This window comes from Bradyrhizobium sp. Ken01, from assembly GCF_055807355.1.
Window position 1 is genome coordinate 208257 of record NZ_JBVVPC010000004.1, and the last position, 19362, is coordinate 227618.

The following is a 19362-nucleotide window of genomic DNA, read 5'->3' on the forward strand; positions in this document are numbered from 1 at the left end:
CAAGACAACAAGATCAGGATTAGGACTGCTTAATGGTTGATACCAAGACCCCTGGCGACAAGAAGCTGAGCGTTCCGAGCAAGACGCTATCGCTCAAGCCGCGCGTCGAAACGGGCACCGTGCGCCAGAGCTTCAGTCATGGCCGTAGCAAGCAGGTCGTGGTCGAGAAGCGTGGCAAGCGCCGTGTCGACGGCAGCCCCGAGCCGCAGGTGGCCGAGGTGGCGAAACCCGCGCCGGCCGCAGCACCCAAGCCTGCTCCGGCCCGCCCCGCGCCGCCGCGCAACGCCGGCTCCGGCGTGGTGCTGCGCACGCTGACCGAGGACGAACGTTCCGCCCGCGCCAGCGCGCTGGCCGACGCCAAGGTGCGCGAAGTCGAAGAGCGCCGCCATGCCGAGGAAGAGGCCCAGCGCCGCGCGGTCCGCGAAAGCGCCGAGCGTGCCGATCGCGAGGCCGCCGAAGCCCGCCGCAAGGCCGAGGAGGAGCGTCACCGTCACGAAGAGGAAGCTAAGCGGAAGGCCGAAACCGAGGCCAAGAAGCGTTTTGGCGAAGGCGAGCAACCGCAATCCGCGGCGCGCCCCGCAACGGCAACCTCGGCCGCTCCTGCAGCGCGGCCCGGAGCGCCGATGGCGCGACCCGGCACAACCACCACGGCACGCCCGGGAACAACAACCGCGCGGCCCGGAACGACCACGCAGCGGCCGGGAGGCCCGGTGGGCCGCGCCCCCGCGGTCGCAGCCGGACCGGACGAGGACGAGGGTCCGCGCCAGATCCGTCGCGGCCCCGGCGGCGCTGCGCGGCCTGTGGTCGCTCCCAAGCCCACCCACAAGCCCGGCCCGCAGAAGGAGCGCGGCCGCCTGACGGTCGTCACCGCCTTCAATGCCGACGACGTCCGCGAGCGCTCGATCGCCTCGTTCCGCCGCCGCACCCAACGCCTGAAGGGCCATGCCGCGAACGAGCCGAAAGAAAAGCTCATCCGCGAGGTGGTCATCCCGGAAGCGATCACCATCCAGGAGCTCGCCAACCGCATGTCGGAGCGCGCGGTGGAGATCATCCGCATGCTGATGAAGCAGGGCGCGATCCACAAGATCACCGACGTGATCGATGCCGACACCGCGCAGCTGATCGCCGAGGAGCTTGGTCACACCGTCAAGCGCGTTGCCGCGTCCGACGTTGAAGAAGGCCTGTTCGACGCCATCGACGATTCCACCGACACCGAGCCGCGCTCGCCGGTGGTGACCGTGATGGGTCACGTCGACCACGGCAAGACCTCGCTGCTCGACGCGCTCCGCCATGCCAACGTGGTCTCCGGCGAAGCCGGCGGCATCACCCAGCATATCGGCGCCTATCAGGTGCTGTCGCCCGAAAGCGGCAAGAAGATCACCTTCATCGACACGCCCGGCCACGCCGCGTTCACCGCGATGCGCGCCCGCGGCGCCAAGGTGACCGACATCGTCGTGCTGGTGGTTGCGGCCGACGACGGCGTGATGCCGCAGACGATCGAAGCCATCAACCACGCCAAGGCGGCGCGGGTGCCGATCATTGTTGCCATCAACAAGATCGACAAACCCGACGCCAAGCCCGAGCGCGTGCGCACCGAGCTGCTCCAGCACGAGGTGCAGGTGGAATCCTTCGGCGGCGAAGTCGTCGACGTCGAAGTGTCGGCGAAGAACAAGACCAATCTCGACAAGCTGCTCGAGATGATCGCGCTTCAGGCCGACATCCTCGACCTCAAGACCAATTCGGATCGTCCGGCCGAAGGCACCGTGATCGAAGCCAAGCTCGATCGTGGCCGTGGTCCGGTCGCGACCGTTCTGGTCCAGCGCGGCACGCTCCGTGTCGGTGACATCATCGTCGCCGGCGCCGAAATGGGCCGCGTCCGCGCGCTGATCTCGGATCAGGGCGAGACGGTGCAGGAGGCAGGTCCCTCGGTGCCGGTCGAGGTGCTCGGCTTCAACGGTCCGCCGGAAGCCGGCGATCGTCTCGCCGTGGTCGAGAACGAAGCCCGCGCCCGCCAGGTCACCAGCTACCGCGCGCACCAGAAGCGCGAGAACGCGGCTGCCTCGATCTCCGGCATGCGCGGCTCGCTCGAGCAGATGATGTCGCAGTTGAAGACGGCGGGCCGCAAGGAATTCCCGTTGATCATCAAGGCCGACGTGCAGGGCTCGCTGGAAGCGATCCTGGGCTCGCTGGAGAAGCTCGGCACCGACGAAGTCGCCGCGCGCATCCTGCATGCCGGTGTCGGCGGCATCTCGGAATCGGACGTGACGCTCGCGGAAGGCTTCAACGCCGCGATCATCGGCTTCTCGGTTCGTGCGAACAAGGAGGCCGCTGCGGCCGCCAAGCGCAACGGCATCGAGATCCGTTACTACAACATCATCTACGACCTCGTGGACGACGTGAAGAAGGCCATGAGCGGCCTGCTCGCGCCGACCCTGCGGGAAACCATGCTCGGCAATGCCGCGATCCTGGAGATCTTCAACATCTCCAAGGTCGGCAAGGTCGCGGGCTGCCGCGTCACCGACGGCACCGTGGAACGTGGCGCCAACGTGCGTCTGATCCGCGACAACGTCGTCGTGCACGAAGGCAAGCTGTCGACGCTGAAGCGCTTCAAGGACGAAGTGAAGGAAGTCCAGTCCGGTCAGGAATGCGGCATGGCCTTCGAGAACTATCACGACATGCGCGCCGGTGACGTCATCGAGTGTTACCGCGTGGAGACGATCCAGCGCTCCCTGTAAGTCCAAATCTTACCGAAGCGCCTGGATCTTTTTTGAACTGAATTGCGGGAGTGCGATGGCCGGATTTTTTCCGGCCATCCACCCCTCTTCGTTTCAACAAGACAAATGACAGTGCCAGTGCCCCAAACGCGGGCATGACGAGGTGATTTTCAGACCATGCCCCGCCATCATCAGAAAAAGAGTTCCGCGTCCGGCGGCTCGCAACGTCAGTTGCGGGTCGGCGAGCAGGTTCGCCATGCGATAGCCGAGATTCTGGCGCAAGGCAGCGTGCATGATGCAGACCTCGAAGGTCACATCATCACCGTGCCGGAGGTGCGGATGTCGCCCGACCTGAAGCTCGCGACAGTCTATGTGATGCCGCTCGGTGGCCGCGACACCGAGATCGTCCTCGCTGCGCTCGAGCGCAACAAGAAATTCCTGCGCGGCGAGGTCGCGCGGCGCGTTAACCTGAAATTTGCACCTGACCTTCGCTTCCGCGTCGACGAACGATTTAACGAAGCGGAACGGATCGAGAAGCTTTTGCGAACACCCGCGGTGCAGAAGGACCTGGAACAGGATCCGGATTCGGATCGGGAAGAAGAACGATGACGATGGACCCGGCTCACGGCACGATCGGCGGCGAAGAGGCCGATCAGCTCGACGTGCAGAAAAATAATTTTGCGGACATGAGCGGCAATTCTCAGCCGCATCAGGAGCCGCGCCGCGTCAACAACGATCCGCGCGCCAACAAGCAGAAGGGCAACCAGCCGCGCCGCGACCGCCGCGACGTCCACGGCTGGGTCGTGCTCGACAAGCCGATCGGCATGACCTCGACGCAGGCGGTTGCCGTGCTCAAGCGCCTGTTCAATGCCAAGCGCGCCGGCCATGCCGGCACGCTCGATCCGCTGGCCTCCGGCGGCCTGCCGATCGCGCTCGGCGAGGCCACCAAGACCGTCCCCTTCGTCATGGACGGCCGCAAGCGCTACCGGTTCACGGTATGCTGGGGCGAGGAACGCGACACCGACGACATCGAGGGCCGGGCGACCGCAACCTCGGACCAGCGCCCGACCCGGGAGGCCATCGAGGCGCTGCTGCCCCGTTTCACCGGCGTGATCCAGCAGATCCCGCCGCGCTACTCCGCAATCAAGGTTCAGGGCGAGCGCGCCTACGACCTCGCCCGCGACGGCGAGATCGTGGAATTGCTCCCCCGTCCCGTCGAGATTCACCGTTTAAGCCTTGTAGATCAACCAGATAGCGACCGGGCCGTGTTCGAGGCCGAGTGCGGCAAGGGCACCTATGTCCGCGCGCTGGCCCGCGATATGGGCCGGATTCTCGGCACTTACGGCCATATCTGCGCGCTGCGGCGGACCCTGGTCGGCCCATTTGGCGAGAACGACATGATTCCGCTGGATCAGTTGGAGGCTTTGTGCGATAGAGCCGCGTCCGGCGAGGGTAGCCTCGCCGACGCGCTTATGCCCGTTGAGACCGCGCTGGACGACATCCCGGCACTGGCCGTCACTCGGGCTGATGCGGCAAGGCTCCATCGGGGCCAAGCCGTTTTGTTGCGCGGACGGGATGCGCCCACTTGTAGCGGCACAGTCTATGTCACGGTGGCAGGCCGGCTTCTCGCGCTTGCCGAAGTCGGCAATGGCGAAATCATCCCCAAGCGTGTGTTCAACCTGACCGGCCTGACTGCCAGCGCCGATCGCAACGAGAGAAATTGACCGATGTCGATTGCCGCAGAACGCAAAGCGGAAGTCATCAAGACGAATGCCAACAAGGCCGGCGATACCGGCTCGCCAGAGGTTCAGGTCGCGATCCTGTCGGAACGCATCGCCAACCTCACCAACCATTTCAAGACCCACGTGAAGGACAACCATTCGCGTCGCGGTCTCTTGAAGCTGGTCTCGACCCGCCGCTCGCTCCTCGACTATGTGAAGAAGAAGGACGAGGCGCGTTACAAGGCGCTGCTCGAGAAGCACAACATTCGTCGTTAAGAGTTCTTGCGCGCGCCAACCGGCGCGCGTTTTCGCGCGTGATTTCGAACGAAAGCGTTTGTTTAAAGGTTTTTCGTCGAGGCTGCGTGCGCGTCGGATGCGAGCCGTTGACGGCGAGCATCCGGGCATGATGGGCGAACACCGCGCTTCGGTGTTCGCGTTCGTGCCGACTGACAGTCCAGCAGCAATCCGGCGGCTGGGCACAACGGGCAAGGCGCCCGTATGACCCGAAGGGATGGACGCCATCCGAAATCCAAAAACCATGGCAGGATCGCAGGACGCTGATCGCCCGCTTCGATCAACGTCCCGCAATCTTGCGCATGGTTTTTGTTTTTCGACCCGTCCTTCTTTCGAGAACCCATGAAAGAAGACCTCTATGTTCAATAAGCATTCAGTCGAGATCGACTGGGGTGGACGCCCTCTCAAGCTCGAAACCGGCAAGATCGCCCGCCAGGCCGACGGCGCCGTCGTCGCGACCTACGGCGAGACCGTGGTGCTCGCCACCGTCGTCGCCGCGAAGTCGCCCCGCGAAGGCGTGGACTTCCTGCCGCTGACCGTCGACTACCAGGAGAAGACCTACGCGGCCGGCCGCATTCCCGGCGGCTATTTCAAGCGCGAGGGTCGTCCGACCGAGAAGGAAACGCTGGTCTCCCGCCTGATCGACCGTCCGATCCGTCCGTTGTTCGTCGACGGCTGGCGCAACGAGACCCAGGTGATCGTCACCGTGCTCTCGCACGACATGGAAAACGATCCGGATATCGTCGCGCTGGTGGCCTCGTCGGCTGCGCTGACCCTGTCGGGCGCCCCCTTCAAGGGCCCGATCGGCGCCGCGCGCGTCGGCTTCGCCAATGACGAGTTCATCCTCAACCCGACGCTCGACGAGATGGTCGACACCCAGCTCGACCTCGTCGTCGCCGGCACCGCGGACGCCGTGCTGATGGTGGAATCGGAAGCCAAGGAGCTGAACGAAGAGATCATGCTCGGCGCCGTGATGTTCGGTCACCGCCACTTCCAGCCGGTGATCAATGCGATCATCGAGCTCGCCGAAAAGGCCGCGAAGGAGCCGCGCGAGGTTACCACGATCGACAATTCGGCGCTCGAAAAGGAAATGCTCGGCATGGTCGAGCAGGAACTGCGCGCCGCCTACGCCATTCCGGTCAAGCAGGATCGCTACGCTGCGGTCGGCAAGGTCAAAGAAAAGGTGATCGCTCACTACTTCCCGGAAGGCCAGGAGCCGAAATACGACAAGCTGCGCATCGGCGGCGTGTTCAAGGAGCTCGAAGCCAAGATCGTTCGCTGGAACATTCTCGACACCGGCAAGCGCATCGACGGCCGCGATTCCAAGACCGTGCGCAACATCGTCGCCGAAGTCGGCGTGCTGCCCCGCGCCCACGGCTCGGCGCTGTTCACCCGCGGCGAGACCCAGGCGTTGGTCGTGACCACGCTCGGCACCGGCGAGGACGAGCAGTACATCGACGCGCTGTCGGGAACGTACAAAGAGACGTTCCTGCTGCACTACAATTTCCCTCCCTACTCGGTCGGTGAGACCGGTCGCCTCGGCGGCACCAAGCGCCGCGAGATCGGCCACGGCAAGCTCGCCTGGCGCGCGATCCACCCGGTGCTGCCGCCGCACCACGAATTCCCCTACACCACGCGCGTGGTGTCGGAGATCACCGAATCCAACGGCTCCTCGTCGATGGCTTCGGTCTGCGGCGCCTCGCTCGCGCTGATGGACGCCGGCGTGCCGTTGAAGCGGCCGACCGCGGGCATCGCGATGGGCCTGATCCTCGAAGACAAGCGCTTTGCGGTTCTCTCGGACATCCTCGGTGACGAGGACCATCTCGGTGACATGGATTTCAAGGTCGCCGGCACCGAGCAGGGCATCACCTCGCTCCAGATGGATATCAAGATCGAGGGCATCACCGAGGAGATCATGAAGGTCGCGCTCGGCCAAGCCAAGGATGGGCGTATCTACATCCTCGGCGAGATGTCGAAGGCGCTCACCAACGCCCGTGCCGAGCTCGGCGAATACGCGCCGCGCATCGAGACCTTCAAGATCGCCACCGACAAGATCCGCGAAGTGATCGGCACCGGCGGCAAGGTGATCCGTGAGATCGTCGAGAAGACCGGCGCCAAGGTCAACATCGAGGACGACGGCACCGTGAAGGTCGCTTCCAGCGACGGCGAGGCGATGAAGGCCGCGATCAAGTGGATCAAGTCGATCGCCTCCGATCCGGAAGTCGGCCAGATCTATGACGGCACCGTCGTCAAGGTGATGGAGTTCGGCGCTTTCGTGAACTTCTTCGGCTCCAAGGACGGTCTCGTCCACATCAGCCAGCTCGCCTCGGCGCGCGTGCAGAAGACCTCCGACGTCGTCAAGGAAGGCGACAAGGTCAAGGTCAAGCTGCTCGGCTTCGACGACCGCGGCAAGACCCGCCTGTCGATGAAGGTGGTCGACCAGGAGACCGGCGAAGACCTCGAGGGCAAGGGCGAGAGCCAGCAGCCCGCGCGCGAAGCGGCCGGCGAGTAAATCTCGCTACCTGCCAGAAACACCAAGGGCGGCCTCGCGGCCGCCCTTTTTGTTTGTGTTCGTTTGTGCCTGCTCCGACCGATCTGCGCCCCCTCTCCCGCTTGCGGGAGAGGGTCGGGGAGAGGGTTGCTTCCGCAGAGAGACTCCCAATGAGGAGAGATCCCTCACCCGCCGCGCGCGGGACGATGCTTCGCATCGCCCGGAGCGCGTCGACCTCTCCCGCAAGCGGGAGAGGTCAAACACCTCAGGCCGCGATGTCGAACCGGTCGAGGTTCATCACCTTGGTCCAGGCCTTGGCGAAGTCCTTGACGAACTGCTCCTTGGAATCCGACGTGGCATAGACCTCGGCATAGGCGCGAAGCTGCGAGTGTGCGCCGAAGATCAGGTCGACGCGCGTGCCGGTCCACTTGACCGCGTTGGTCTTGCGGTCGCGGGCCTCATAGGTGCCGTCAGTGCCGGCCGGCGTCCACTGCGTGCTCATGTCGAGCAGGTTGACGAAGAAGTCGTTGCTCAGCGTTCCCACCTTCGAGGTGAGGACGCCGTTCTTCGAACCGTTCGCATTGGCGCCGAGCACGCGCAGACCGCCGACGAGCGCCGTCATCTCCGGGCCGGTAAGCCGGAGCAGCTGCGCACGATCGACCAGAGCCTCCTCGGGCATCATGAACTGCTGCCGCTTGCCGATGAAGTTGCGGAAGCCATCGGCCCGCGGCTCCAGAGGAGCAAACGAAGCAGCGTCGGTCTGCTCCTGCGAGGCATCCATGCGGCCCGGCGTGAAGCCGACCTTGACGTCGACGCCGGCATCCTTCGCGGCCTTCTCGACCGCGGCGGTGCCGCCGAGCACGATGAGGTCCGCCAGCGAGACCTTCTTCGCACCGGACGACGCGTTGAAGTCCTTCTGGATCGCTTCGAGCTTGCTCAGGACCTTCGAGAGCTGAGCCGGCTCGTTCACTTCCCAATCCTTCTGCGGGGCGAGGCGGATGCGCGCGCCGTTGGCGCCGCCACGCTTGTCCGAGCCGCGGAACGTCGAGGCCGACGCCCAGGCGGTCGAGACCAGCTCCGAGACCGACAGACCCGAAGCCAGGATCTTGGTCTTCAGCGAGGCGATATCCTGCTCGCTGGCCAGCTCGTGATTCACGGCGGGGATCGGGTCCTGCCAGATCAGCGTTTCCTTCGGCACCAGCGGGCCGAGATAGCGCACGACCGGACCCATGTCGCGATGGGTGAGCTTGAACCAGGCGCGCGCGAAGGCGTCCGCGAACTGGTCCGGATTCTCCAGGAAGCGGCGCGATATCTTCTCATAGGCCGGATCCATACGCAGCGAGAGATCCGTCGTCAGCATCGTCGGGCGATGCTTCTTGGACTTGTCGAAGGCGTCGGGAATGATCGCCTCGGCGCCCTTGGCCGTCCACTGCTGCGCACCGCCCGGGCTCTTTGTCAGCTCCCATTCGTACTTGAACAGGTTCTCGAAGAAGTTGTTGCTCCACTTCGTCGGCGTCGTCGTCCAGGTCACCTCGAGACCGCTGGTGATGGAATCGCCGGCAATGCCCGAAGCGTGCTTGCTCTTCCAGCCGAGGCCCTGATCCTCGAGCGCGCCCGCTTCCGGCTCCGGTCCGACCAGCGACGGATCGCCGGCGCCATGGGTCTTGCCGAAGGTGTGGCCGCCGGCGATCAGCGCGACGGTTTCCTCGTCGTTCATCGCCATACGGAAGAAGGTCTCGCGAATGTCCTTGGCCGCGGCGACCGGATCCGGTTTGCCGTTCGGGCCTTCCGGATTGACGTAGATGAGGCCCATCTGCACCGCGCCGAGCGGCTCGGCGAGCTGGCGTTCGCCGCTGTAGCGCTCATCGCCCAGCCACGTCCCTTCGGGACCCCAATACAGCTCTTCCGGCTCCCAGACGTCGGCGCGGCCACCGGCGAAGCCGAAGGTCTTGAAGCCCATCGACTCCAGCGCGACGTTGCCGGCCAGCACCATCAGATCGGCCCAGGAGATCTTGCGGCCGTATTTCTGCTTGATCGGCCAGAGCAGACGGCGTGCCTTGTCGAGATTGGCGTTGTCGGGCCAGCTGTTGAGCGGCGCGAAACGCTGCTGTCCGGCGCCGGCGCCACCGCGACCGTCGGTGGTGCGATAGGTGCCCGCGCTGTGCCATGCCATGCGGATCATGAGGCCGCCGTAGTGACCGAAGTCGGCGGGCCACCATTCCTGCGATTCGGTCATCAGAGCGGTCAGGTCCTTGATGACCGCATTCAAGTCGAGCGACTTGAATTCCTTGGCGTAGTCGAAGTCCTTGTCCATCGGGTCGGACTTGGCGGAATTCTTGTGCAGCATCTCGATGCTGAGCTGGGTCGGCCACCAATCGCGGTTCGCCGGCACACGTTTTCCACCCGAAAACGGGCACTTTGAAGTGTCGTCCATGAATACCTCCTCTGGTGGCGTCGAACTCGCGCCTTTGACCAGGTAGAAGCACTCTAGGCTTCACGTTCGATCAGGGGAAGTTGACTTTAATGATCGCAGCGATAAGATTTTCTGATGCTAAACCTCACCCTGCGCCAGCTCCGCTATTTTGACGCCCTGGCGCGTCACAATCATTTCGGCCGCGCGGCTGAGTCCTGTTCGATCTCGCAGCCTGCCCTGTCGATGCAGATCAAGGAGCTGGAGGAGGCGCTCGGCGGCCTGCTGCTGGAGCGCAGCGCCCGGCAGGTGGCGTTGACCCGATTTGGCGAGGAGCTCGCGCAGCGCGTCCGCGACATCTTGCGCTCGGTCGACGAGCTCGGCGATTTCGCCCGCGCCTCGCAGGACCGGTTCTCGGGACGGCTGCGGATCGGCATGATTCCGACGATCGCCCCCTATCTGCTGCCGACGATCACCAAGAATCTGACGCGCATGCATCCGGAGCTCGACATCCGCGTGCGCGAGACGATGACGCCGCGGCTGATCCAGGAACTGGTGGAAGGCCGGCTCGATACCGCCATCGTGGCGTTGCCGGTGTCCGAGCCCTCGCTCACCGAGGTCGCCCTGTTCGAGGAAAAATTCCTGCTGGTGCGGCCGAGCGCGGATGAGGGAACGCCGGCACCATCGCGGGAGATGATGCGCGAGATGCGGCTGCTGCTGCTCGAGGAGGGGCACTGCTTCCGCGATCAGGCACTGTCATTCTGCAACATGCAATCGGCGCCGCCACGCGAGATGCTGGATGCCAATTCGCTGTCGACGCTGGTCCAGATGGTCAGCGCCGGCATCGGCGTCACGTTGATCCCGGAGATGGCCGTGTCGGTGGAAACGCGATCGGCCTCGGTCTCGCTCGCGCGCTTCCGTGATCCGCAGCCGTCGCGCACCATCGGCATGGTTTGGCGCAAGACTAGCCCGCTGGCGCGGCAACTCCTGCAAATCTCCGAGGTGGTGTGCCTGTCGGCCGGCAAGGTGCGCGCACGCCCCTCCGTGCGCAGCAAGCCAACCTGAGGCCTCGATGTCGCATCCCATCATCCGCCCGGCCCGCGCGGACGAATACGACGAGATCGGCCGTGTCTGGATGGAGAGCTGGGTCTCGACCGGGCTCGGCGAGGCGAGCGAATTCATGCTGGCAAACCTGCGTGCACGCATCCGGCGCGAGATCGAGGACGGCTGGAGCCTGTTCGTCGCCGACGACAACGGCACGATCGCCGCAATGCTGGCGCTGCATTTGCCAAAACTCTATCTCGACATGCTGTTCGTCGCACCCGCCTATCAGGGCCAATCGCTCGGCCGTCAAATGCTCGCCTTCACGCGCACGCAAATGCCGGACGAGATGTATCTGCGCTGCGTCCGCGAGAACGAAAAAGCCTGGCGCTGGTACGAGCGCGAGGGCTTTGTGTTCGAGAAGCAAGAGATCGAGCCCTCGAACGGGTTCATGATGAAGTATTATCGGTGGAAGAAAGACGGAAAAGCCCGATGATCAAACTCTACTGGTCGTCCCGCTCGCGCTCGTTCACGACGCTCTGGCTGATGGAAGAGAGTGGCCTGCCCTATGAGCGCGTGTTGACCGACATTTCGACCGGTGCGCAGAAAGCGCCGGATTTTCTCAAGGTCAATCCGATGGGCAAGGTTCCGGCGCTGACCGACGGCGATGCAGCGCTGGGCGAGGCCGCCGCCATCTGCGCCTACATTGCGGATCGCTATCCCGAGACCAGGCTGGCGCCGGCCGTGACCGATCCGCGCCGCGCGCGTTACCTGCAATGGCTGTTCTTCTCGCCAGGTTGCATCGAACCCGCCATCATCCAGATCTTCACCAAGATCGAGATCCCGACGTCGACCGCAGCCTGGGGCAGCGCGACGCAGGTGTTCGACGTGCTGGAAACCGCGCTTGCCAAGGAACCGTGGATTCTCGGGCAGGAATTTTCCGCCGCCGACATCACGATCGGCTCCGGCCTGAACTTCGCGGTGCGCCTGTTCAAGATGGTGCCGTCGCGCCCGGCCTTCGAGGCCTATCTCGCCCGCTGCATGGCGCGGCCGGCGTTCCAGCGCGCGGAGAAGATCGCGGCGGGCTAGTCTTCCGTCTTCAGATCGTCCGGCCGCGGCATCAGGACGATGTTGTAGCCGCTATCGACATAATGGATCTCGCCGGTCACGCCGCCAGAGAGATCCGACAGCAGATACAGCGCCGAGCCGCCGAGCTCGTCCAGCGTGACGCCGCGGCGGAGCGGCGAATGCTTCTGCATGAAGGCGAACATCGCCCGCGCCTCGCCGATGCCGGAGCCGGCGAGCGTGCGGATCGGGCCTGCCGAGATCGCGTTGACGCGGATGCCGCGCGGTCCGAAATCCGAGGCGAGATAGCGCACCGAGGCTTCCAGCGCCGCCTTGGCCACGCCCATCACGTTGTAGTTCGGCATCGCGCGCTCCGAGGCGCCGAAGGTCAGCGTGATCATGCTGCCGCCCTCGGTCATCAGCTCGGCGGCGCGTTTTGCGACCTCGGTGAACGAGAAGCAGGAGATCACCATGGTGCGCGAAAAATTGTCGCGGCTGGTGTCGGCGTAGCGGCCCTTGAGCTCGTTCTTGTCGGCGAAACCGATCGCGTGGATCACGAAGTCGAGCTTGCCCCATTTTTCGCGGAGCACATCGAACGTGGCATCGACGCTGGCGATGTCCTCGACGTCGCAGGGCAGCACCAGGTCCACACCGAGCGATTCCGCCAACGGCTTGACACGCTTGCCCAGCGCCTCGCCCTGGAAGGTGAAGGCAAGCTCGGCGCCATGGGCGTGCAGCGTCTTCGCCATGCCCCAGGCGATCGAATGATCATTGGCGATGCCCATGATCAGACCACGCTTGCCTTTCATCAAACCTTCCATTTCACGGTCACCTTTCACGTTCCGCTTTCGTCATGCCCGGGCTTCCACGCCTTCGAAGCCTAAGGCCAAGACGTGGATGGCCGGGACAAGCCCGGCCATGACGACGAAATCAACGCTGCGCCGACAATGGTGTCACGCATCCAGCCGGCTGAACACCAGCGTGGCGTTGGTGCCGCCGAAGCCGAAGGAGTTCGACAGCACGGTGCCGATCTTGACGTTGTCGATGCGCTTGCGCACGATCGGCATGTCGGCGAACACGGGGTCGAGTTCCTGGATGTGGGCGCTCTCGCAGATGAAACCATTGTTCATCATCAGTAGCGAATAGATCGCTTCCTGCACGCCGGTTGCGCCCAGGGAGTGGCCGGTCAGCGCCTTGGTCGCCGAGATCGGCGGGCACTTCTCGCCGCTTCCGAACACCCTGCGAAGCGCGTCGATCTCCGGCGGATCGCCGGCCGGCGTCGATGTCGCGTGCGGATTGATGTAGTCGACCTTGGTCTTCACGGTCGACATCGCCATGCGCATGCAGCGCTCGGCGCCCTCGCCTGACGGTGCGACCATGTCGTAGCCGTCGGACGTCGCGCCATAGCCGACGATCTCGCCGTAAATGCGCGCGCCACGCGCCTTGGCATGCTCGAGCTCTTCCAGCACCAGCACGCCGGCGCCGCCGGCGATCACGAAGCCGTCGCGATTGACGTCGTAGGGACGCGAAGCCGTGGCGGGCGTGTCGTTGTACTTCGAGGACATCGCGCCCATCGCATCGAACAGCACCGACAGCGACCAGTCCAACTCCTCGCAGCCGCCGGCGAAGATGACGTCCTGCTTGCCGATCTGGATCGTCTCATAGGCGTTGCCGACGCAATGGTTCGACGTGGCGCAGGCCGACGAGATCGAATAGTTCACGCCCTTGATTTTGAACCAGGTCGCAAGTGTTGCGGAGGCCGTGGAGGACATCGCCTTCGGCACTGCAAACGGCCCGACGCGCTTCGGTCCCTTGGTGCGGGTGATATCGGCGGCCTCGACGATGGTGCGCGCCGACGGGCCGCCGGAGCCCATGATGATGCCGGTGCGAATATTGGAAATTTCGTCAGGCGACAGACCGGAATCCTGGATCGCCTGTTCCATCGCGACGTGATTCCACGCCGCGCCCTGACCGAGGAAACGCATGGCGCGGCGGTCGACCACCGTCGAAGGATCGAGTGTCGGCGCACCTTGCACCTGCGAACGGAAGCCGAGCTCGGCATATTTCTCAGCCCGCGAAATGCCCGACTTCGCCTCGTGAAGGCTCGCAAGCACTTCCTGGGTGTTGTTTCCGATGGAGGAGACAATGCCCATCCCGGTGACCACAACCCGCCTCATGACAGCCTCGCCTCAATCGTTGTCTTCGTGGTGATGCGCTCAGCCCAGGCTCGTGCCCTGCTTGAACAGGCCGACCTTCAAATCCTTCGCGCGATAGATAATCTGGTCATCGACCGAAAGCCATCCGTCGGCGATGCCGAGCACCAGCTTTGAACGCATCACGCGCTTGATATCGATGTTGTACACAACCTTGCGGGCTTCCGGCAGCACCTGGCCGCTGAACTTCAGCTCGTTCAGGCCAAGCGCGCGACCGCGACCTTCACCACCGCTCCAGCCCAGATAAAAGCCGACCATTTGCCACAGCGCATCGAGCCCGAGGCAGCCGGGCATCACCGGATCGTTCTTGAAGTGGCAGCCGAAGAACCAGAGATCGGGCTTCACGTCGAGCTCGGCGCGCACCACGCCCTTGCCGAATTCACCGCCGGTCTCGCTGATGTCCGTAATGCGGTCGAACATCAGCATCGGCGGCAGCGGCAATTGCGCATTGCCAGGGCCGAACATCTCGCCGCGGGCACATGCCAGCAGATCTTCATATTCGTAACCGTTGCGCCTGTTCAGCATGCGGAAGCCTTTGTGTTCAAACCCCGATTGAGCGGCGTTTCCGGCGAAAATGGGCCCCATCCTGTTCGAAAGGCAACATCTGTTGCCATTGTCAGACGAGAATACCGAAGGACCCTGGATGGATAGCGAGCGGCCCTCAATGCCGGGTCGCGCTAAAATCGGTTAAGCGGAACCGCGGGCTCTCTAACACAGGCCATTTCGGGTAGCAAAGCGCTCTCATGAAGGTAAAATGACGGGCCGCGGGCCCGGTTCCCTCGCTGATTAGAACCACTCTAGTTGCGAGAAACTTGCATCTGCATCTATCTCTCCATATATGTTGAGGATCAGAGAGTTCACGCGTGCCCGAAGCTGGAAATGAACGAAAATAACGCGCCCCATCGCGACGAAGAGGCCCATGCGGCGGCTCTTATGTCCGGCCGCCAGCCGGCTTTGACCGGTTGCCCGTGGCACGACGTCAACGAAATGCTCCAGTCCGCCGGGCTTCGCCCGACGCGCCAGCGCATGGCGCTCGGCTGGCTCCTGTTCGGCAAGGGTGCACGTCACCTCACAGCTGAAATGCTCTACGAAGAAGCGACGCTGGCCAAGGTGCCGGTCTCGCTGGCGACCGTCTACAACACGCTGAACCAGCTCACCGACGCCGGTCTGCTGCGTCAGGTCAGCGTCGACGGCACCAAAACCTATTTCGACACCAACGTCACGACCCACCATCACTACTACCTCGAGAACAGCCATGAGCTGGTCGACATCGAGGATCCGCATTTGGCGCTGTCCAAGATGCCGGAGGTGCCCGCGGGTTACGAGATCGCCCGCATCGACATGGTCGTGCGGCTGCGCAAGAAGCGCTGAGATCGTCTAAAACTGCTGAATTCGTCGTCATGGCCGGGCTTGTCCCGGCCATCCACGTTTTTGGACTGGTCGAGAAGCGCGTGGATGCCCGGAACGAGCCCGGGCATGACGGTGGATCAACAGCTCCGCTCCCAACCCCGTCAGTTCACCTGCTCGTCGGAGTACACGCCCCAGAGGCGCTCCTGCTGGATCCAGCCGTCAAAGCCGTTGCCGAGGACGTGGCACCAGTTTGCAGTGCACTTCTTCACCTGTGTGACGACGCCGGCCTGGAGCCTCGCCGCAACCGCGCTGTCGGGATCGGCGCGATCGTAGATCGGCGCAAGCTCGTCCTTGTGCTTCATCGTGACGACGGCGGTACGGCGACCCGACAGCAGCGAGTGATAGACCCAGCCCTCGGCGCCCTCGGAATCGCGGACCCGGCGCCAGTTCTCGAACTCGGCGGTGATTTCGACCGGCAGGCCGGAGCGGGTGTAGACCCAGGCGACGTCATTGTCCTTGGTCGGGCCGGCGCGGACGTTGACGTGATCCGATTTCAGGCTGACGTAGCGCGGCACCGGGAGGCCCGAGGCCGTCTGAGGGGTGTTGTCCTTCGCCGAATGCCCGGGGCTGACCGAAGCGCTCAACCAGGTGCAAACGAGCGCCATCACCGAACAAAAACGCCCCAACGCCATCAACCCGTCTCCTGTCGAAGGTCCGGCCGAGCCGGGCCCTCGCTCCTAAATTCCAAAACCAGGCCGCTGTCGCCCCTGACCCGCTCCACACGGGTGTTCCCGAGCCCTTTACCCGTGGTTCTTGTCTTGGCCCGGCCTTCTGCTAGAGAGGACGGACATCTGAACAACCGGTTTGTCCCGATTTTCCGGCCGGAAATGTCGGGAGAGCTTGAAGGAAACGCCGGGGACGACACGGCAAGCGCAGTGTCGAACAACCGGGTTAATGAGGCCTCAACGGCCGGCCTTTGGCGACGAAGGCGGCTCGCAACGCCTCATGAGGGCAGGACATGTCGGTGAAGAAAAAGCCCCTCGTCGTGGTGACGCGCAAGCTTCCGGACTCGATCGAGACCCGGATGCGCGAGCTGTTCGACGCGCGGATCAATCTCGACGACGCGCCGATGTCGGCCGAGCAGATCGCGGAAGCCGCCCGTACCGCGGACGTGCTGGTTCCGACCGTGACCGATCACATCTCCGCCGACATCGTCAATCAGCCCGACTGCAGGCTCAAACTGATCGCGAATTTCGGCAACGGCGTCGACAACATCGATGTCGAGGCCGCGCACGCCCGCGGCATCACCGTCACCAACACGCCGAAAGTTCTGACCGAAGACACCGCCGACATGACCATGGCGCTGATCCTCGCCGTGCCCAGGCGGATGATCGAAGGCGCCTCGATCCTGACGGAAGGAAAACCCTGGCCGGGCTGGTCGCCGACCTGGATGCTCGGCCATCGCATCGGCGGGAAGCGCCTCGGCATCATCGGCATGGGCCGCATCGGCCAGGCGGTCGCTCGCCGCGCCCGCGCCTTCGGCTTGCAGATCCACTATCACAACCGCCGGCCGGTGGCGCCGAAGATCGCCGAAGAGCTGGGCGCGACCTATTGGGAAAGCCTCGACCAGATGCTGGCGCGGATGGACATCATCTCGGTGAACTGTCCGCACACGCCCGCGACCTACCATCTGCTGTCGGCGCGCCGGCTGAAGCTGATCCGCAAGGACGCCTACATCGTCAACACCGCGCGCGGCGGCGTCACCGACGAGGACACGCTGATCAAGCTGATCGAAGGCGGCGAGATCGGCGGCGCCGGCCTCGATGTGTACGAGCACGAGCCCGCGGTGAACCCGAAGCTGGTGCGGCTCGCCAAGGCCGGCAAGGTGACGCTGCTGCCGCATATGGGCTCGGCCACGATCGAGGGCCGCGTCGAGATGGGCGAGAAGGTGATCATCAACATCCGCACCTTCCTCGACGCGCACAAGCCGCCGGATCGCGTGCTGCCGAGCATGCTTTGACGTCTATTTGCTGCGAGTTTCGCGCCTGCGCCAGTCGGCGACGAAATCGATGAAGGCCCGCAGCGCCGGCGGCGTCTGGCGCCGGCTTGGATAATACAGGAACGGGCCCGGAAACGGCTCGCACCAGTCCTGAATCAGGCTGACCAGCGCGCCCGACTTCAGGGCTTCGCCGACATAACCATCGAGCGTCGCCCAGATACCGGCGCCGTCGAGCGCGGCGCGCATGGAAAGGCCCATGTTGGTCGAGATCAGCTTTGCCGGCGGATCGACCTTCACCAGTTGACCAGCCTTCTCGAACTCCCAATCGTGCATGACACCGCTGGAGTAGCGGGCGCGGATGCAATCATGGTCGAGCAGATCCTTCGGATGCTCAGGCTTGCCGCGGCGAGCGAGGTAATCGGGTGAAGCGACCACGACATAGCTCTGCGGGCCGCTGAGCGAGATCGCGACCATGTCCTGCGCGAGATGCTCGCCATAGCGCACGCCGGCATCGAAGCCCGCGCTGACGATATCGACGAACCCGCTCTCGGAGACGATGTCGAGGTCGACCTGCGGATAGGCCTGAAGGAACGGCCCGATCATCGGCGCCAGCACGAGATCGACCGCGGGCGGCGGCGCGTTGATGCGCAGCCGGCCCGAGGCCACTTCGCGCAGGCCCCGGACCTGATCCAGGGCATCGCCGACATCGCGCAGCGCCGGCGCCACGCGCGACAGCAGCAACTCGCCCGCCTCGGTCAGGGCGACGCTGCGGGTGGTGCGGTTCATCAGGCGGACGCCGAGGCGCTCCTCCAGGTCCCGCAATCGCTGGCTAAGGCTCGACACCGACACGCGAATATCGATCGCCGCGCGCCGGAAATTGCGGGTACGGGCCACCGCCACAAAGACATCGAGATCGCGCAGGTCAGGCTCGGCCATTGTTCGCCAATGTGAACAAGCCATTCTCGATTGTCCAGCTTATCGGCGCAATCCATCGGGGGCATATCAGGCCTCGTCACCCGGCGCAGTCAGCGCCCTTTCGAGGAGAGCCACCATGGAACAGCGCAAACTCGGTTCAACCGGCCCCACCGTCTCCGCTCTCGGTCTCGGCTGCATGGGCATGTCCGAGGTCTACGGCCCCGCCGATCGCGGCGAGAGCATCGCCACGATCCACGCGGCGCTGGATGCCGGCATCACCCTGGTCGACACCGGCGATTTCTACGCCATGGGCCACAATGAAATGCTGGTGCACGAAGCGCTCAAGGGCGTGCCGCGCGACAAGGTGCAGATCAGCGTCAAGTTCGGCGCGCTGCGCGGTCCTGCCGGCGAATTCACCGGCATGGACACGAGGCCGGCCGCAACGAGGAACTTCCTGGCCTATTCACTGCAGCGGCTCGGTACCGACTGCATCGACATCTACCGTCCGGCGCGGCTCGATCCTAGCATTCCGATCGAGGACACCATCGGCTGCATCGCCGATCTCGTGAAGGCCGGCTACATCAAACATATCGGCCTGTCCGAGGTTGGCTCCGACACCATCCGCCGCGCGCATGCCGTGCACCCGATCGCCGATGTCCAGATCGAATATTCGCTGATCGAGCGTGGCATCGAACGCGACATCCTGAGGACCTGCCGTGAGCTCGGCATCGGCATCACGGGTTACGGCGTGTTGGCGCGCGGCCTCATCAGCGGCCATTGGTCGAAGGACTCCGGCAAGACAGGCAAGGATTACCGGCTGATGACGCCGCGCTTCCAGGGGTCGAATCTCGATGCCAATCTGGCGCTGGTGGAGCAGCTGCGCGCCATCGCCGCCGAGATTGGCGCAACGCCGGCACAAGTTGCGATCGCCTGGGTGGCGGCGCAAGGGAAGGAGATCGTGCCGCTGGTCGGCGCCCGCACCCGCAACCGCCTCAGCGAGGCACTCGGTGCGGCCAGGGTCACGCTGACGCCAGCTCATCTCGCGGTGCTGGCAAAGGCCTTCCCGCCCGATGTCGCCGCCGGTACGCGCTACGCCGCCGAGCAGATGGCGCACCTCGATAGCGAGAAGCCGGCCACGGCGTAGCGGCG

Annotated in this window: 17 protein-coding genes; 11 read left to right on the forward strand and 6 right to left on the reverse strand. The window is 64.4% G+C overall.

Annotation, left to right across the window (positions count from 1 at the left end):
* Positions 1-32 precede the first annotated feature (32 nt).
* The 5 genes from infB (at position 33) to pnp (ending at position 7241) form a co-directional block, all read left to right on the forward strand.
* On the forward strand, positions 33-2735 hold the full coding sequence (gene infB / locus AC0L3S_RS06530; RefSeq protein ID WP_247285121.1) for a translation initiation factor IF-2: 2703 nt from the start codon (positions 33-35) through the stop codon (positions 2733-2735).
* A 156-nt stretch (positions 2736-2891) separates the two neighbouring features.
* Positions 2892-3323: a 30S ribosome-binding factor RbfA gene (gene rbfA / locus AC0L3S_RS06535; protein ID WP_473278488.1), complete on the forward strand. Its 432-nt coding sequence runs from the start codon at positions 2892-2894 to the stop codon at positions 3321-3323.
* Complete coding sequence (truB, locus tag AC0L3S_RS06540; RefSeq protein ID WP_473278489.1) at positions 3320-4438, forward strand: tRNA pseudouridine(55) synthase TruB; 1119 nt, start codon at positions 3320-3322, stop codon at positions 4436-4438. The genes rbfA and truB overlap by 4 nt, the downstream gene beginning before the upstream one ends.
* Positions 4439-4441: 3 nt before the next feature.
* A complete protein-coding gene (gene rpsO, locus AC0L3S_RS06545) occupies positions 4442-4711 on the forward strand; it encodes a 30S ribosomal protein S15 (RefSeq protein WP_007598346.1) in 270 nt (89 codons plus the stop codon).
* Between the two features lie 376 nt (positions 4712-5087).
* Complete coding sequence (gene pnp / locus AC0L3S_RS06550) at positions 5088-7241, forward strand: polyribonucleotide nucleotidyltransferase (protein WP_007603907.1); 2154 nt, start codon at positions 5088-5090, stop codon at positions 7239-7241.
* Between the two features lie 244 nt (positions 7242-7485).
* On the opposite strand, the gene katG is transcribed toward pnp, so the two are convergent.
* Positions 7486-9654, reverse strand: a complete 2169-nt coding sequence (gene katG / locus AC0L3S_RS06555) for a catalase/peroxidase HPI (protein WP_473278490.1) — start codon at positions 9652-9654, stop codon at positions 7486-7488.
* Positions 9655-9768: 114 nt separating this feature from the next.
* On the opposite strand from katG, the gene AC0L3S_RS06560 reads away from it, so the two are divergent.
* The 3 genes from AC0L3S_RS06560 to AC0L3S_RS06570 are packed head-to-tail and all read left to right on the forward strand — an operon-like array spanning position 9769 to position 11760.
* Positions 9769-10695, forward strand: coding sequence for a hydrogen peroxide-inducible genes activator (locus AC0L3S_RS06560; protein WP_275168783.1), 927 nt, complete (start codon positions 9769-9771; stop codon positions 10693-10695).
* Between the two features lie 7 nt (positions 10696-10702).
* Positions 10703-11167 (forward strand): GNAT family N-acetyltransferase, encoded by a 465-nt coding sequence (locus AC0L3S_RS06565; RefSeq protein ID WP_473278491.1) that lies wholly within the window; start codon positions 10703-10705, stop codon positions 11165-11167.
* Entirely contained in the window at positions 11164-11760 is a 597-nt protein-coding gene (locus AC0L3S_RS06570) for a glutathione S-transferase family protein (protein ID WP_473278492.1), read from the forward strand. Before AC0L3S_RS06565 ends, AC0L3S_RS06570 begins: the two co-directional genes overlap by 4 nt.
* Here AC0L3S_RS06570 and fabI read toward each other — a convergent pair.
* The 3 genes from fabI to fabA form a co-directional block, all read right to left on the reverse strand.
* Positions 11757-12557, reverse strand: a complete 801-nt coding sequence (fabI, locus tag AC0L3S_RS06575; protein WP_473262478.1) for an enoyl-ACP reductase FabI — start codon at positions 12555-12557, stop codon at positions 11757-11759. The two genes, AC0L3S_RS06570 and fabI, sit on opposite strands and share 4 nt — an antisense overlap.
* A gap of 132 nt (positions 12558-12689) precedes the next feature.
* Entirely contained in the window at positions 12690-13913 is a 1224-nt protein-coding gene (fabB, locus tag AC0L3S_RS06580; RefSeq protein WP_026233025.1) for a beta-ketoacyl-ACP synthase I, read from the reverse strand.
* Between the two features lie 39 nt (positions 13914-13952).
* A complete protein-coding gene (gene fabA / locus AC0L3S_RS06585; protein ID WP_007603915.1) occupies positions 13953-14474 on the reverse strand; it encodes a bifunctional 3-hydroxydecanoyl-ACP dehydratase/trans-2-decenoyl-ACP isomerase in 522 nt (173 codons plus the stop codon).
* A gap of 354 nt (positions 14475-14828) precedes the next feature.
* Here fabA and irrA point away from each other — a divergent pair, with 354 nt between their 5' ends.
* Positions 14829-15320: an iron response transcriptional regulator IrrA gene (gene irrA, locus AC0L3S_RS06590; RefSeq protein WP_018455787.1), complete on the forward strand. Its 492-nt coding sequence runs from the start codon at positions 14829-14831 to the stop codon at positions 15318-15320.
* Between the two features lie 140 nt (positions 15321-15460).
* On the opposite strand, the gene AC0L3S_RS06595 is transcribed toward irrA, so the two are convergent.
* Positions 15461-15991 (reverse strand): SH3 domain-containing protein, encoded by a 531-nt coding sequence (locus AC0L3S_RS06595; RefSeq protein WP_473262484.1) that lies wholly within the window; start codon positions 15989-15991, stop codon positions 15461-15463.
* A 326-nt stretch (positions 15992-16317) separates the two neighbouring features.
* Between AC0L3S_RS06595 and AC0L3S_RS06600 the strand changes: the two genes are divergently transcribed.
* Positions 16318-17319, forward strand: coding sequence for a 2-hydroxyacid dehydrogenase (locus AC0L3S_RS06600; protein WP_027514698.1), 1002 nt, complete (start codon positions 16318-16320; stop codon positions 17317-17319).
* A gap of 3 nt (positions 17320-17322) precedes the next feature.
* Here the strand turns inward: AC0L3S_RS06600 and AC0L3S_RS06605 are convergent, their stop codons facing one another.
* On the reverse strand, positions 17323-18234 hold the full coding sequence (locus AC0L3S_RS06605; RefSeq protein WP_473278493.1) for a LysR family transcriptional regulator: 912 nt from the start codon (positions 18232-18234) through the stop codon (positions 17323-17325).
* A gap of 115 nt (positions 18235-18349) precedes the next feature.
* Here AC0L3S_RS06605 and AC0L3S_RS06610 point away from each other — a divergent pair, with 115 nt between their 5' ends.
* Positions 18350-19357: an aldo/keto reductase gene (locus AC0L3S_RS06610; RefSeq protein WP_473278494.1), complete on the forward strand. Its 1008-nt coding sequence runs from the start codon at positions 18350-18352 to the stop codon at positions 19355-19357.
* Positions 19358-19362 lie beyond the last annotated feature (5 nt).